4 protein-coding genes (1 of these 4 running past the window's edge) are annotated in these 17,261 nt (G+C 69.3%); all 4 read left to right on the top strand.

What is annotated here, in order from left to right; genetic code table 11:
* Nucleotides 1-45: 45 nt before the first annotated feature.
* Nucleotides 46-360: a hypothetical protein gene (locus tag ABZV58_RS22960; RefSeq protein ID WP_355002174.1), complete on the top strand. Its 315-nt coding sequence runs from the start codon at nucleotides 46-48 to the stop codon at nucleotides 358-360.
* A 60-nt stretch (nucleotides 361-420) separates the two neighbouring features.
* Nucleotides 421-1,125: a hypothetical protein gene (locus tag ABZV58_RS22955; RefSeq protein ID WP_355002173.1), complete on the top strand. Its 705-nt coding sequence runs from the start codon at nucleotides 421-423 to the stop codon at nucleotides 1,123-1,125.
* Nucleotides 1,126-2,604: 1,479 nt separating this feature from the next.
* Complete coding sequence (locus ABZV58_RS22950; protein ID WP_355002172.1) at nucleotides 2,605-2,805, top strand: hypothetical protein; 201 nt, start codon at nucleotides 2,605-2,607, stop codon at nucleotides 2,803-2,805.
* Nucleotides 2,806-3,647: 842 nt separating this feature from the next.
* Nucleotides 3,648-17,261: the 5' portion of a non-ribosomal peptide synthase/polyketide synthase gene (locus tag ABZV58_RS22945; RefSeq protein ID WP_355002171.1), read on the top strand. 23,472 nt of this gene lie beyond the right edge of the window; 13,614 of the gene's 37,086 nt are visible here — the first part of the coding sequence; the start codon lies at nucleotides 3,648-3,650; its stop codon lies off the right edge, out of view.

Genomic DNA, 17,261 nt, shown 5'->3' with positions numbered 1-17,261 from the left:
GATTCGTCGTTCGGCCGCGGCTGTGTCTGTTCGCCGGAGTCGGGGGTGTTCGAGGGCGAGTTGGTGGAGGGCTGGGTGTTCCAGGGCGTGCTCGGGCGGGGAGCGGTGGAAGGCTCGATGCCGTGGCTCGCGGGCGTGTTCGGGCGCTGGGTCGGTGCGGCCTCGGTGGCAGTGTTCGGGGTGGTTCCGGTGGGCTGGCCAGCATTCGTGGGCGTTGGCGGGGTGCCGGGCGTTCCCGTGTCTGCCGAGGATGGTATGGGGGCTGCCGGGTTTGGTGCGGTGCCGGGGCGCTGGGTGGGCTGGGCAGTGTTCGCGGAAGTTGCCGGAGTGCTGGGAGTTCGGGTGTCTGCCGGAGATTGATTGGGGGATGCGGGGTTTGGTGCGACGCCGGGGCGCTGGGTCGGCTGATTTTGCGGACCGGTGCTCGGGGTGGTTGCCGCGGGTTGGTTCGGGGTGGTTCCGGGCTGTGCGGTGGTCGGCGTGCTGGAGGCGGGAGTGCCGGTGGTGGGCGTGTTCGGCGCAGGGGTGGCCGCCGTGCCCGCCTGTGCGGATGCGGGGGCGCTGTCGCCGGTGGGGCGCGCGGTGTCGGTGGGTGAGGAGGCCGGGAACGCGGGTGCCGACGGAGTGGCTGTCGCCGTTGCGGAGGCGGTGCTGGTGTCCGTCGATACGGGGGCGGTCGGATTCGACGTGGTGGGGCTGGTCGTCGTCGGCCCGGTGGGGTTCGTTGCGGGGGTGCTGTTAGCGGGCGCGGTGGGCGCAGGGGTGGTCGGAGGGCCCGAGGCGGGAGTGCCGGTGGTGCCCGGCGGAGTGGTCGACGATGTTGTCGTGCTGTCCGGGTTCGATGGTCCCGGGTTCGACGCGGTCGGGGTGGACGGTGTCGTAGCGGGGTTCGACGGGGTCGTGGTTCCCGGAGTCGACGGTGTAGACGGAGTGCCGTTCTCAGGAGTCGACGGTGTAGACGGGGTGCGGTCGTCCGCCGGGCGGGACGGTTCCTGGGAAGAAGTCGTTCCTGGGATACCGGAGGTCGGGATGGTGGGGTTGCTCGGCGAGGACGGCGTGGTCGGTTGCGTAGGGACCGAACCGGGCGGGGTGTTCGATGTGGGGTTGTTCTCGCGGCCGGACTGATCGGAGGTGTCCGGGGCGGGACGTTGAGCTGATGGGTCGCTGCCGGTCGGGATATCAGTTGTCGAGCCAGGGCTCGGCGTGGTCGGTGGCGAGTCGTTGCGCTGGGACGGGGTCGGCTCGGTGCTCGAAGAGTGGTCTTGCTGGGTGTTCTGACCGGGCTGGGTCGGCTGACCTGTCGACGGATGCGTGGGGTCGCTCGACTGGGCGGGCGGCTGCGGCTGTTGGGCGGAGGGCTGCGCCTGCTGGCCGGAGGGCTGTGGCTGTTGCCCGGTCGGCTGTTCCGAGGGCTGCGTTTGTTGGCCCGACGGCTGGCCGGGTCGGTCCGAGGATTGCTGATCAGACGGCTGACTCTGCTGATCCGGCTGCGACGGTTGTCCAGACGGCTGAGTGGGCTGGCTCGACGGCGGGTTCTGTTGGCCGGATGGCTGGCTCGACTGGTCCGACGACTGCGTCTGCTGTCCCGTTGGCTGGGTCGGCTGATCCGACGACTGGTTCGGTCCACCGCTCGGCGGTTCAGGCTGTTGGTTCTGTTGGTCCGACGACGGCTGGGTGGGCTGGTCCGGTTGCTGGTTTTGCTGGCCGGAGGGCTGGCTCGACTGATCCGACGGCTGGTTCTGTTGGCCGGATGGCTGGTTCTGCTGGTCCGAGGGGTGCGTTGGCTGCGTGGGCTGTTCCGACGGCTGTGACTGGTGGCCCGATGGCTGGGTCGACTGGCCCGTCGGCTGGGTCGGCTGATCTGTCGACTGTGACTGCTGGCCCGAGGGCTGCGTCGACTGCTGCTGCGAGGGCTGCGACTGCTGATTCCCCGCGGGCTGAGTCTGCTGACCAGGATCGTTCTGCGCCCCCGACGGCTGCGTCCGCCCCGGATCCTGCTGATCCCGTCCCGGATCATCCTGCTGATTCTGGTTCTGCTGACCCGGATCGCCCTGCCGACTTTCATCCTGGCTGTGCCCGGGATCGTCCTGCTGATCCTGCCCAGGATCGTCTTGCTGGTCCCGATTCCCCTGATCACCGGGGTCCCCGACCCCCTCATCACCCCCACGATCCCCCGCCGACTCGACCCCCGACTGCACACCCCCGGCCAACGACGAGGTCAACGTCTCGGTCGTCAACACCTCCCCCAAATCGAACGGCTTATCGTTCAACGCCGCATCCGTCGCCGCCGCCGCGACCTCCCCCGCCAACCCCGTCAACGTCTCCTTCCCCGCCTCCTTCAACCCCTCCGACAACGGATTCCCACCCCGCCCCGGACCACCCGACCCACCCAACAACCCCTCCGTCGCCCCCGCCACCCCCGCGGTCAACAACGTCTTACCCGACTCGACCCACTCCTCCTTCGACAACGGATCCCGCCGATCCGCCGCCACCTGCGCCAACTTCAACCCCACATCCAGGAAGGCCTCCTCCAACACCGCCTCCCACGCCCCACGCAACGCAGCCCGCCCCGCCGCCTTCATCGCCGCCTTCGAGATGATCCGCTTGACCAACTGCTTGATCGCCACCCGGATCGCCACCTGCGTCGCCGCCCGCGCCGCCGCGCCCGCCGCCGCACCCGCGGGCGCACCCACCCCCGTCGCCATCGCCGCCAACGCCGCGGCCATCTCCACCGCGAAAATCACCAACGACGCGATGATCACCAACTTGGTGTGCTCGATATCAGCAGCACCATCCCCGATCTGATCAGCCAACGTCTCCACATGCTTGATCAGCCCATCGAACGCCCCCGCGCCCCCACCCAACTTCTCCCAATGCGACGACAACGCCGCCCCGGTCTCACCATCCAACGCCGAGATCGCGGCCTTCACCACATGGGTCGCCTCGGAATCCAACCCCCGCAACGTCTCCGCCAAACCCGACCACGCCGACTCCACCCGACGCATCGCGGTCTCATCACCCTCGGGCCAATCCCCCGCCCCCACAACATATTTCGCAGCCCACTGCAACGGCTCCGGAATCTCGATGCCCACGCCCGACCCCTCCGCTACTCCGCCCCGACCGTGCTGGGCCTAGAACATACCGACAACCAACTAGACGCGGCCGGGCCGGCATCGGTTCCAACGAAAAGTAGCTGGGGCCCCGTCGGCGCTGGTGGCGACGCCGAAGCGGACTGCGCGACAGGTGGGTCCGGACGGCGCGGCGGAACGGCCCTCCGGCGGACCGCGTCTCGTGGCGTGAGCCATCTCGCTGTGAGAACCGCTACACCGAATTCAGCAAACTCGACCCGAACGCCCTGCCAGCAGTGATGTTCCACCGCTATGGATCTTGGTTGGTCGCTGAGGGTAGGCGCGGGTAGATTGTTCCGGTGATCAGCGACAAATGTCCCGGCTCGGCCGGTCGGTGGGTAGTGGTCGGTCCCATGTAACAAGATCGGCCCACTGGACAGATAGTGCCAGTGAACTTTTTTAGCTTGATTGATACGAGAACTGAACCCGGGGACGCAGGCGCCACGCTGTGAAAGGTGTGCGTCCTGTCCGGGTGTCGTCGGGGAGCGCTTGCGTGGTGTTCCGGAAGCGAGGTTACGGTTGGACCGGCTGGATTTCGGCGGGAACGGCGAAGCTGGTGGCGAATTCTTCCCGCTGTCGCCCGCACAGCTGGGCATCTGGTATGCCCAGCACGTCGATCCGCAGGTGCCGATCAATATCGCACAATATGTCGACCTGCGGGGTGAGCTCGATCTCGCCGCGCTGGAGCGTGCCAGCCGCGAGGCCGCGCTGGAGCTCGGCTCCGGCTTCCTGAAGGTCGTCGAGCTCGACGGTCAGCCGTTCCAGACCGTCGACCCCACGCAGGACGCCACGCTCGAGTACGTCGACCTGCGCGATGCCGAGGACCCGGAGGCCGCGGCCGCCGAGTGGATGCGCGCCGAGTACAGCCGCCCGCTGAACATCGTCGGCGACCGCCTGGTCCGCGCCGCCGCCCTGCGGCTCGAGGACGCGCGCTGGTTCTGGTACTCGCGCGCGCACCACATCGTGCTCGACGGCTTCGGCGCGATCACCTTCATGTCCCGGATCGCCGCGCACTACACGGCCGCGGTCAACGGCGAAGAGCCGAAACCGGCCAAGGCCGCCGACCTGAAGACGCTCTACGAGTCGGAGATCGCCTACCGCGACAGCTCCCGCTTCCAGGCCGACAAGCAGCACTGGGCCGAGCGGGTCGCCGGGCTCGAAGAGGGCTCCAGTCTGGCCGGTCGTTCGGCCCCGCCCGCGCCGGTCAACGGGATCTCCAGCGCCGCGCTGTCGCCGGATCAGGACGCGCTGCTCGCCGAGGCCGTCGCCCGCCACGACAACTCGCCCGCCGGTCTGCTCATCGCCGGTTTCGCGACCTACCTCGCCCAGCTGACCGGCGCCGAGGACGTGATCCTCAGCCTGCCGGTGACCGCGCGCACCACCGCGACAATGCGCCGTTCCGGCGGTGTGGCCTCCAACATCGTGCCGCTGCGGCTGCGCGTCGGGCACGACACGACCGTCGCCGAGTTGCTGAAGTCGGTGCAGATCGAGGTGTCCGGCGCGCTGCGGCACCAGCGCTACCGGCACGAGGACATCCGTCGCGACGCGGCCGGTGACGGCATGGTGGCCACGCAGTTCTTCGGCCCGTGGGTCAACATCATGCTGTTCACCAGCGAGATGATGCTCGGCCCGATGGCCGGTCGGATGCACGTGCTGTCCACCGGCAGCATCGACGACCTGGGCGTCAATTTCTATCAGTCGGGCACCAGCTCGCACATCGACTTCGAGACCAACCCGAATCTCTACACCGCCGACGAGGCGCGCGCCCACCACGGCCGGTTCCTGGAGTTCTTCGACCGGTTCCTGGCCGCCGACGCCGACGCGCGCGTCTGGGAGCTGCCGGTCACCACCGAAGCCGAGCGCGAGACCACGCTGGTGGAGTGGAACGACGCCGAACAAGACGTTCCCGAGACCACCTTGGCGGCGTTGCTGGACGCCCAGATCCCGCTGACTCCGGACAACATCGCCCTCGATTTCGAGGGCGAAACGCTGACCTACGCCGAGTTCGGCGCGCGGGTCAACCGGTTGGCGCGGTTCCTCGTCGCCGACGGTGTGGGCCCGGAGTCGCTGGTGGCTTTGGGTATGCGGCGTTCGCTCGAGCTGGTCATCGGCATGCACGCGGTGCTCAAGGCCGGTGGCGCCTATGTGCCGATCGATCCGGATCATCCGGCCGATCGCACCGCCTACATCCTCGAATCCGCCGATCCGGTGTGCGTGCTCACGCTCTCGCACGACGACCTGGAACTGCCGGAAACGGTGCGGCGAGTCGAGATCGACACCCTGGATGTGTCGGAGTTCTCCGACGCGCCGGTCACCGACGCGGACCGGTTGGCGCCGCTGCGCCCGGCCAACACCGCCTACGTCATCTACACCTCGGGTTCCACAGGTCGCCCGAAGGGTGTGGCGGTCACCCATCACGCGATCGTCAACCAGCAGCTGTGGATGCTGGACGAGTACCGGCTCACCGCCGCCGACGTCTACCTGCAGAAGACCGCGACCACCTTCGACGTGTCGCTGTGGGGCTACTTCCTGCCGTTGATGGTCGGCGCGAAGCTGGTCGTCGCCGCCCCGGACGGGCACCGCGACCCGTTGTACGTGGCGCAGATGATCCAGCGCCACGGCGTGACGGTCACCGACTTCGTGCCTTCGATGCTGACGGTGTTCGTCGCGCACGCCACCGCCGAGCAGTGCGCGACGCTGCGCGCGGTGTTCGTGATCGGCGAGGCGCTGCCGCCGGAGACCGCCGCGGGCTTCCGCGCGATCACCTCCGCTGGCCTGCACAACCTGTACGGACCCACCGAGGCCGCGGTCTCGGTGACCTACTGGGAGGCCACCGCCGCCGACACGGTGACGGTGCCGATCGGCATCCCGGAGTGGAACGTCGAGGTCTACGTGCTGGATTCGCGGCTGCGTCCGGCCGCGATCGGCGCCCCCGGTGAGTTGTACCTGGGCGGACGTCAGCTGGCCCGCGGTTATCGCGGTCGCCCCGACCTGACCTCGGATCGCTTCGTGGCCAACCCGTTCGGCACGAACGTTGAGCGCATGTACCGCACCGGCGACCTGGTGCGGTGGAGCCCCGCTGGCACGTTGGAGTACATCGGTCGTACCGACTTCCAGGTGAAGTTCCGCGGTCAGCGGATCGAGCTGGGTGAGATCGAGACCGTGACGCTGGCGCACCCGGCGGTGAGCCAGTCCGCGGTGCTGGTGGTCGATACCGCGACCGGTCAGCAGCTGGTGGCGTATGTGGTTCCCGCGCCGGGTCATTCGATCGATCCGGCGGAGCTGACGCGCTTCGCCTCCGAGCAGTTGCCCAGCTACATGGTGCCCGCGTCGGTGATGGTGTTGGAGGCGTTCCCGCTCAACACTTCCGGCAAGCTGGATCGAAAGGCGTTGCCGGAGCCGGTGTTCGCCGCGGACGCCGGTTATCGCGCGCCGCGCACGCAGGCCGAGCAGATCGTGGCCGGGATCTTCGCCGATGTGCTGAGCCAGCAGCAGATCGGTATCGACGACAACTTCTTCGATCTGGGTGGTAACTCGCTGGTCGCGACCCAGGTGGTGTCGCGGATCGGTGCGGCGTTCGGCATCCAGCTCGGGGTGCGCGCGTTGTTCGAGACGCCGACGGTGGCCGGTCTGGCCGCGCGCGCGGAAACGGCGGGTCCGGGCGAGGGTTCGCGTCCGCCGCTGGTGGCTCAGCAGCTGCCCGCCCGCGTGCCGCTGTCGTTGGCGCAGCAGCGGATGTGGTTCATCAACCAGTTCGATCCGTCGGCGCCGACTTACAACTTGCCGTTCGTGGTGCGGTTGCGCGGACATGTCGACATCCCGGCGCTCGAGGCGGCGCTCAACGATGTGATGGCGCGGCAGGAGTCGCTGCGCACCGTGTTCCCGGAGTCCGGTGACGGCGGCTACCAGCAGGTCGTGCCGGACGACGAGATCAACTTGGCGATCTCGGTGCAGGCCATCGACGAATCCGAGTTGTCCGGTGTGCTCACCGAATTCGCCAGCACGGGCTTCGACGTGGCGCGCGAGCTGCCGATCCGGGTGCGGATCTACCAGGTGACCGGCGGGTCGACCAACGGAACGCCCGATCACGCTGTCGCCTTCGTGGTGCATCACATCGCGGCCGACGGTTTCTCCTTCGGCCCGCTTTCGCGGGACGTGGCCACCGCGTATCTGGCGCGGGCCGCCGGTGAGGCGCCCGCGTGGTCGCCGCTGCCGGTGCAGTACCAGGACTACAGCATCTGGCAACGCGAACTGCTCGGCTCGGAAGCCGATCCGGGTTCGATGGCCGCCCGCGAGATCGCCTACTGGCGACGCCAGCTCGGCGGTCTTCCCGACCAGCTGGACCTGCCCACCGACCGGCCGCGTCCGCCCGTGCAGAGCTTCCGCGGCAGCACGGTGCGCTTCGACATCGACGCCGAATTGCACACCGCCCTCGCGGGATTGGCGCGCGCGCAGGGCGTCAGCCTCTTCATGGTCGTGCACGCCTCGCTCGCGGTGCTGCTCGGTCGCCTGTCGGGCACCAGCGACATCGCGATCGGCACCCCGATCGCGGGCCGCGGCGAGCAGGCGCTCGACGACCTGATCGGCATGTTCGTCAACACGCTGGTGCTGCGCTCCGACGTGGACAGCGGCGTGTCCTTCGCCGACTTCCTCGCCCGCACCAGGGAAACCGACCTCGCGGCGTTCGCCTACGCCGACGTGCCGTTCGAGCGGCTCGTCGATGTGCTCAACCCGACTCGCTCGCAGGCGCGGCACCCGCTGTTCCAGGTGATGCTCTCCTTCCAGGAGATGGCGCACGGCGCGCTCGAACTACCCGGGCTTTCGGTGACCGCCACCGAGCTCGAGGTCGACATCGCCAAGTTCGACCTGCAGTGGACCATCACCGAGGAGCGCGGCGGCAACGGCGAGCCCGAGGGCATGACGGCGGCGGTGCAGTTCGCCACCGACATGTTCGACACCGAGACGGTGGCCTCCTTCGCCGAGCGCTTCGTGCGCATCCTGCGCAGCGTCGTCGCCGATCCGGCGGTCGTCGTCGGCGAAATCGATGTTCTCGCCGCCGACGAGCGGCTCGCGGTGTCGCGCGACTGGGTGTCCTCCGGCACGGACGGCGGCACCGGACGTTTCGCCGACCCCGAAACCACCCTGGTCGCGCTGTTCGACCAGGCGGTCGCCGCCTACCCCGAGCATGTCGCCGCGCGGTTCGGCGCGGAGTCGCTGACCTACGCCGAGCTCGACAAGCGCGCGAATGTCTTGGCGCGCAGGCTGATCGTCGACGGCGCGGGCCCGGAGTCGCTGGTCGCGGTGATCCTGCCGCGCTCGATCGAACTCGTCGTCGCGCTGCTCGCCGTGGTGAAGACCGGTGCGGGTTACGTGCCGGTCGACCCGACCTATCCGGCCGACCGTATCGCCTACGTGCTCGCGGATTCGCGTCCGACCAGCGTCGTCATCGACGCCTCGGTGGACGTGGCCGTTCCGGACGACCTGCCCACCGTGGTCCTGGACGAATTCGCCACCGCCGCACACGGTTTCGCCGATACGCCGATCACCGACGCGGACCGCTCCGCGCCGCTGAACCCCGACAACGTCGCCTACGTGATCTACACGTCGGGTTCGACGGGCCGTCCGAAGGGTGTGGCGGTCGCGCATCGGAACGTGGTGCGGTTGTTCGCGAATACCGATCGTGATTTCGGTTTCGGTCCGGATGATGTGTGGACGTTGTTCCACTCGTATGCGTTCGACTTCTCGGTGTGGGAGTTGTGGGGTCCGCTGCTGTTCGGCGGCACGGTGGTCGTTGTCGACTACTTCACCTCGCGGTCTCCGGAGCAGTTCCTGGAACTGCTGCGCGACGAGCGCGTGACCGTCCTCAACCAGACGCCCTCGGCGTTCTACCAGCTCGCCGAGGCCGACCGTGCCGCGGGACCCGCCGCGCCGCCGCTGTCGCTGCGCTACGTGGTCTTCGGCGGTGAAGCCCTCGAGCTGCGTCGTTTGTCGGATTGGGTCGCCCGGCATGGCGATTCCTCACCGGTGCTGGTCAACATGTACGGCATCACCGAGACCACGGTGCACGTGTCCTACCGTGCGCTGGACGCCGCGACCATCGAGGCCGCCTCCGGCAGCATCGTCGGCCGCGCCATCTCCGGCCTGAGCGTCTACGTCTTGGACAACCGGCTCCAGCCGGTACCGGTCGGCGTGGTCGGCGAAATGTATGTCGCCGGACCGCAATTGGCGCGCGGCTACCTCGGCCGCCCCGACCTCACCACGACCCGCTTCGTGGCCAACCCCCTCGCCGATGCCGCCAGCGCGGGCTCGCGCCTGTACCGCTCCGGCGACCTCGCGCGCTGGAACCGCTTCGGTGAACTCGAGTACTTGGGTCGCGCCGACGACCAGGTGAAGGTGCGTGGTTTCCGCATCGAACTCGGCGAGATCGAAGCCGCCATCCTCGAACAGCCCGGTATCGCCCAGTCCGCGGTCATCGTGCGCGAGGACCAGCCCGGCGGCCAGCGCATCGTCGCCTATGTCGTCGCCGAACCCGGTATCGAGCTCGACCTCGACGACGTCCGCCGCGCCGCCTCGGACCGGCTGCCCGCCTACATGGTGCCCTCGGCGTTCATGGCGCTCGACGCGATCCCGCTGACCGTCAACGGCAAGCTGGACCGCCGCGCGCTGCCCGCGCCGGTGTTCGAGGTGCGCGAATTCCGCGCTCCCGCAACGCCGATCGAGGAGATCGTCGCCCAGGTCTTCGCCGACGTGCTCGACCTGCCCCGCGTCGGCGTCGACGACGACTTCTTCGACCTCGGCGGCAACTCGCTGATCGCCACCCAGGTCGCCTCCCGTGTCGGCATCGCACTGGACACCCGCGTCCCGGTGCGCATGCTCTTCGAGGCGCCCACCGTCGCCGCACTCGCCGCCCGCGTGGAATCGCAGGCGGGCGACGGCGCGCGCAAGGCGCTGGTCGCGCGCGAGCGGCCCGAAGAGGTGCCGCTGTCGCTCGCTCAGCAGCGCATGTGGTTCCTGAACCGCTTCGACACCTCCTCGGCGGTCAACAACATCCCGGTTGCCATCCGTCTCTCCGGTGAGCTGGACGTGGCCGCGCTGCAGGTCGCGGTCATCGACGTGATCGACCGGCACGAGTCGCTGCGCACCGTCTTCCCGGAGACCGGGAGCGGCCCGGTGCAGGTGGTCCTCGACGCGGCGCAGATCGTGCCGGACCTCACCCCGTACCGGGTGACCGAGGAGACCCTGCTCGAGCACCTGATCGACCTGGCCACCATGGCCTTCGACGTGACCAGCGAAGTACCGCTGCACGCACGGCTTTTCGAGATCAGCGAGACCGAGTACGTGCTCGGCATGGTGGTGCACCACATCTCCGCCGACGGCTGGTCGATGGGGCCGCTGTCGCGCGACGTCATCGTCGCGTACGCGGCGCGCACCACGTGGGAAGCGCCGACCTGGGCCGAATTGCCGGTCCAGTACGCCGATTACGCGCTCTGGCAGCGCGAGATCCTGGGCTCCGAGGACGACCCGCGTTCGCTGATCTCCAGCCAGATCAGCTACTGGACGCGCGAACTCGCCGACCTGCCCGACGAGCTGGTGCTGCCGTCCGATCATCCGCGTCCCGCGGTCGCCTCCTACCAGGGCGGCACCTACGCGTTCGTGATCTCCGGCGAAACCCAGCGCGCCCTTGTGGAATTGGGCCGCCGCTACAACGCCTCGCTGTTCATGGTCATGCACAGCGCCCTCGCGGTGCTGCTCGCGCGGGCCAGCGGCACCTCCGACATCGCCATCGGCACGCCGGTCGCGGGTCGCGGTGAGGCCGCCCTCGACGACCTGATCGGCATGTTCGTCAACACCCTCGTGCTGCGCACCGAGGTGGATGGCGCGGGCACCTTCGCCGAACTGCTCGACCGGGCCAGGGAAACCGACCTGCAGGCGTTCGCGCATTCCGACGTGCCGTTCGAGCGGCTGGTCGAGGTGCTCAACCCCGCCCGCTCGCAGGCGCGGCACCCGCTGTTCCAGGTGATGCTGGCCTTCCAGAACACCAAACAGGCCACCCTGCAGCTGCCGGGCCTCTCGGTCAACGGCATCGACTACGACGCCCGCCTGGCCAAGTTCGACCTGCAGCTGACCCTGCAGGAGACCCAGGACGAGCTGGGCGAGGCCGCGGGCATGTCGGCCGAGTTCTCCTACGCGCTCGACCTTTTCGACGAGTCGACGGTTGCCGCCTTCGCGCGCCGCCTGGACCGCATCCTGGCGGCCGTCATCGCGAACCCGGACGTGCCGATCGGCGACATCGATCTGCTCGCGCCCGAGGAACACGCGCAGGTGCTCGTCGACTGGAACGACACCGACCACGCGGTGCCCACCGAGACGCTGGTCTCGTTGTTCGACGCGCAGGCGGCGGCGAGCCCGGACGCCATGGCGCTGGTCTACGAGGACGAACAGCTCACCTATCGCGAGCTCCAGGAGCGCGCCAACCGCATCGCCAGGGAGCTGATCGCCTCCGGCGTCGGCCCGGAATCGCTGGTGGCGCTTGCCATGCGGCGTTCGACCGAGCTGGTCGTCGCCATGTACGCGGTGCTGCAGACGGGCGCGGCCTACGTGCCGCTGGACCCCGATCAGCCCGCCGACCGCATCGGTCACATCCTCGACACCGCGCGGCCCAGCCTGCTGCTGACAACCCGCCGCGACGGGTTCGTCACCGACGGCGCGGTCGACGCCCGATACGTCGAGGACCTGCCGAGCTCGGCGCAGACCTCCGGTGCGCCGATCACCGACGCCGAGCGGGTGCGCCCGCTGCGTCCGGGCAACACCGCCTACGTCATCTTCACCTCCGGTTCGACCGGTCGGCCGAAGGGCGTGGCGGTCAGCCATGCCGCGATCGTGAACCGCCTGCTGTGGATGCAACACGAGTACCCGATCGGCGCCGACGACGCCGTGCTGCAAAAGACCCCTGCCACCTTCGACGTGTCGGTGTGGGAGTTCTTCTGGCCCTTGCAGACCGGCGCTCGCCTGGTCGTCGCGAAGCCGGACGGCCACCGCGACCCGGTGTACCTCGCGCAGATCATCGCCGAACAGGGCATCACCACGGCGCATTTCGTGCCGTCGATGCTGTCGGTGTTCGTCTCCACGCTGGGCAACGAGAACGGCGACGCCGCGACCGTGCCCGCGCCGCGCCTGCGTCAGGTGTTCGCCTCCGGTGAAGCCCTGCCCGCGCCGACCGCACAGCGTCTGCGTGAGCTGACCGGTGCGCGTCTGCACAACCTGTACGGCCCGACCGAGGCCGCGGTCGACGTGACCTACCACGAGGTCGTGGACGCCGACGTGGTGTCGGTGCCGATCGGCCGTCCGGTGTGGAACACCAGGGTTTTCGTGCTCGATTCGCGTTTGCACCCGGTGGCGCCGGGTGTCGCGGGTGAGCTGTATCTGGCGGGCGATCAGCTGGCGTTGGGCTACCTGAGCCGCAGCGATTTGACCTCGGATCGTTTCGTCGCCAACCCTTACGGCGCCGCTGGTTCGCGTATGTACCGCACCGGCGACTTGGTCGCCTGGACCAAGCAGGGCGAGCTGGAGTATCTGGGCCGCACCGACTTCCAGGTGAAGCTGCGTGGTCTGCGTATCGAGCTGGGCGAGATCGAGGCGGCGCTGCTGGCGCAGCCGGGTGTCGCACAGTCGGTGGTCGTGGTGCGCACCGATCCGCACGCCGGTGATCAGCTGGTGGGTTACGTTGTCGCCGAACCGGATTCCGTCGTGGACAGCACGGCGGTCAAGTCCGGCCTCGCCGCGGCGCTGCCCGGGTACATGGTGCCCGCGGCGCTGGTCGTGCTGGACGCCTTCCCGCTCAACGCCAGCGGCAAGCTGGACCGTAAGGCGCTGCCCGCGCCGGTCTTCGAGGCCAAGAGCTTCCGCGCGCCGTCCACCCCGATCGAGGAGATCGTCGCGGACATCTTCGCCGACCTGCTCGGCGTCGACCGCGTCGGCGTGGACGACGACTTCTTCGAACTCGGCGGCAACTCGCTGGTCGCGACCCAGGTCGCGGCCCGGCTGAGCAAGGCGCTGGACGCCGAGGTCGGCGTGCGCACGCTGTTCGAGGCGCCCACGGTCGCCGCGCTGGCGGCTCGCGTCGAATCGCACGCGGGAACCGGTGTACGCCAAGCGCTCAGCGCGCGGACCCGTCCCGAGCACCCGCCGCTGTCACTGGCGCAGCAGCGGATGTGGTTCCTCAACCGCTTCGATCTCGGCACCGAGCCGGGCGCGGCGGCGGGCACCTACAACATCCCGGCCGCCGTCCGGCTGCGCGGTCTGCTCGATCTGAGCGCGCTGCGCGGCGCGCTCGGCGACGTGATCGCGCGGCACGAGTCGCTGCGCACCGTCTACCCGTCGCACGAGGGCGTCCCGTACCAGCGGGTGCTTCCGTCCATCCGCGCCATTCCGGAGCTGGACGTCGTCGAGGTCGACCAGACCGAGATGTACGGTGCGCTCTACGAATTCGTCAACCGCGGCTTCGACGTCACCGCCGAGCCGCCGGTGCGGCTGCGCATCTACGAACTGGGCGAGCGCGATTACGTGCTCGCGGTCGTGGTGCACCACATCGCCGCCGACGGCTTCTCCATGCGGCCGCTGGTGCGCGACCTGATGACCGCCTACGTGGCGCGCACGTCGAACTCCGAACCGGGCTGGCCGCCGCTGGCCGTCCAGTACGTCGATTTCGCGCTCTGGCAGCGCGAAACCCTCGGCGACGAGGACGATCCCACCTCGCTCATCTCCGAGCAGCTCGACTACTGGCGTACGGCGCTCGCCGATCTGCCCGACGAGTTGCGCCTGCCCGGCAAGCCGCGCCCGACCGTGGCCTCCTATCAGGCCGGTACGCACCGCTTCCGGGTGCCCGGCGAGCTGATCGACGAGCTGAACCGGGTCGCGCACGCGCACGGCACCACGCTGTTCATGGTGGTGCACAGCGCCTTCGCGACGCTGCTCTCGCGCCTGTCCGGCGCCGATGACATCGCCATCGGCATCCCGGTGGCGGGCCGCGGCGAGCAGGCGCTCGACGACCTCGTCGGCATGTTCGTCAACACCCTGGTGCTGCGCACCCAGATCGACACCGCCGCCTCGTTCACCGACCTGCTCGCCCAGGTCCGCGAGCGCGACCTGCAGGCGTTCGCGCACGCGGACGTGCCGTTCGAGCGGCTGGTCGAGGTGCTCAACCCGGCCCGTTCGCAGGCGCGGCATCCGCTGTTCCAGGTGATGCTCACGTTCCAGAACATCGGCCGCACCTCGCTGGAGCTGCCCGGCCTGACCGTGTCCGAACTGGGCATCGATCAGCCGACGGCCAAGTTCGACATGCAGCTCACGCTGAGCGAGATCCCGGACGGCGAGTCCGAGATGGACGCCGAACTCGTCTACGCCACCGACCTTTTCGATTCCGCCTTCGCGGATTCCTTCGGCGCTCGCTTCCTTCGCGTGCTGCGCGGAATCGCCGCAGCGCCGTCCACCGCGATCGGCGACATCGAGTTGCTCGACGCCGCCGAGCGCGCGCTGGTGCTCAGGCAGTGGAACGACACCGAATTCGCGGTGGACGCGGCACTGGCCTCGCCGGTGGGCGACGACGACGCCGCGACGCTGGTCGCGCTGTTCGAGGCGCAGGTCGCGCGCACCCCGGACGCGACCGCGCTCACGTTCGAGGGGACGAGTCTGTCCTACGCCGAGTTCGCGAGCCGGGTGCACCGGCTTGCGCGCTGGCTCAAGCAGAACGGCGTCGGCCCGGAATCGTATGTGGCCCTTGGCATGCGCCGCTCGCTCGACCTGCTCGTCGGCATGTACGCGGTGTCCGCGGCCGGTGGCGCGTACGTGCCGCTGGACCCGGACAACCCGACCGAGCGCATCGAGCACATCCTCGACACGGCGCGCCCCGTCTGCGTGCTGACCTCCGGCGCGGACCTCGGTGTCGCGCTCGCGCGCCAGGTGCGCATCGACGAGCTGGATCTGTCGGCGTACTCCGACGAGCCGCTCACCGACGCGGACCGGCACCGGCCGCTGCGCACCGGCAATACCGCGTACGTGATCTTCACGTCGGGTTCGACCGGTCGCCCGAAGGGTGTCGCGGTCTCGCACGCCGCGATCATCAACCGCCTGGTGTGGGGTCACGCGCAGTACGGCCTCGCCGCCGACGACGTGGTCCTGCAGAAGACCCCGGCGACGTTCGACGTGTCGGTGTGGGAGTTCTTCTGGCCCTTGCAGGTCGGCGCCCGCTTGGTGATCGCCAAGCCGGACGGCCACCGCGACCCGGCCTACCTCGCCCAGCTGATCATCGAGGAGCAGATCACCACGGCGCACTTCGTGCCGTCGATGATGTCGCTGTTCGTCGTCGAACCGCGCGCGGCCGAATGCACCGGTCTGCGCAACGTCTTCGCCTCCGGCGAGGGCCTGCCCTCGGTCACCGCGCAGCGCCTGCGCGAGCTGACCGGCGCGCGCCTGCACAACCTGTACGGCCCGACCGAGGCCGGCGTCGAGGTGACCTTCCACGAGGTCACCGACGCCGACACCGTCACGGTGCCGATCGGCGCGCCGGTGTTCAACACCCAGGTGTACGTGCTGGATTCGCGCCTGCGGCCGGTTCCGGTCGGCGTCCCCGGCGAGCTGTACCTGGCGGGCGCGCAGCTGGCGTACGGCTACGTCACCCGCCCCGACCTGACCACCGAGCGCTTCGTCGCCGACCCGTTCGGCAACGGCGTGCGCATGTACCGCACCGGCGACTTGGTGTCCTGGACGCCCGCCGGTGAGCTGGAGTACTTGGGCCGCACCGACTTCCAGGTGAAGCTGCGCGGTCTGCGCATCGAGCTCGGCGAGATCGAGGGCGCGCTGACCGCGCTGGACGAGGTCTCGCAGTCGGTCGTGGTGGTGCGCACCGACGAGCGCACCGGCGATCAGCTGGTGGCCTACCTCATCGCCAAGCCGGGCACGGCCATCGACATCGAGCGCGTCAAGTCCGCGCTCGCCGAGCAACTGCCCGCCTACATGGTGCCCGCCGCCTTCGTGGTGCTCGACGCGTTCCCGCTGAACACCTCGGGCAAGCTGGACCGCAAGGCGCTGCCGGAGCCGACGTTCGAGGCGAAGGTCTTCCAGGCGCCGGTCACCCCGGTGCAGCAGATCGTGGCCAGCGCGTTCGCCGACGTGCTCGGCATCGAACGCGTCGGCCTGGACGACGACTTCTTCGGTCTCGGCGGCAACTCGCTGGTCGCCACCCAGGTGGCGGCCCGGCTCGGCGAGGCGCTGGACACTCAGATCCCGCTGAGGACCCTGTTCGAGGCGTCCACCGTCGCCGCGCTGGCCGCCAAGGTGGAATCGGCCACCGGTACGGGAGCGAAGGCGCCGCTGGTCGCGCAGCCAAGGCCGGAGCTGGTGCCGCTCTCGCTCGCACAGCAGCGGATGTGGTTCCTCAACCGCTTCGACAACCGCACCGCGGTGAACAACATCCCGGTCGCCATCCGGTTGACCGGCAAGCTCGACGCCGTCGCGCTGCAGGCCGCGATCCGCGACGTGATCGCCCGCCACGAGGCGCTGCGCACCATCTACCCGGAGGTGGAGGGCGAGGGCTACCAGCGCGTCGTGCCCGCCGACGAGGTGCGCTTCGACCTGTCCGCGGAGTGGGTGCCGAGCACCGAACTGCCTTCGCGCATCGTCGAACTGGCGAGCGTGCACTTCGACGTGACCAGCGAGATCCCGTTCCGGGCCTACCTGCTCACAGTCGATGAACGCAGCCATGTCGTGGTGCTGGTCATGCACCACATCAGCGCCGACGGCTTCTCGCTGCGTCCGCTGCTGCGTGACGTGGTGGTGGCCTACACCGAGCGCGCCGGCGGGGAAGCGCCCGGCTGGGCGCCGCTCGACGTGCAGTACGCCGACTACGCGCTGTGGCAGCGCGAGGTCCTCGGCTCCGAGGACGACGCGGAGTCGATGGCGGCCAAGCAGATCGCCTACTGGACCGAGCAGCTGCGCGATCTGCCGGATCAGATCGAGTTGCCCGCGGATCGGCCGCGCCCGGAAATCGCGTCGAACACCGGTGGGCTGCACGCCTTCTCGGTGGACGCCGAGCTGCACCGCGCGCTCGAGGATGTGGCGCGCGCGCACGGCGTGACG

The organism is Nocardia sp. NPDC004654 (genome assembly GCF_040609595.1).
In the GTDB taxonomy this organism is placed as follows: domain Bacteria; phylum Actinomycetota; class Actinomycetes; order Mycobacteriales; family Mycobacteriaceae; genus Nocardia.
The sequence above is the reverse complement of the archived record's forward strand: the minus strand, read 5'-3'. Positions and strand labels throughout refer to the sequence as shown.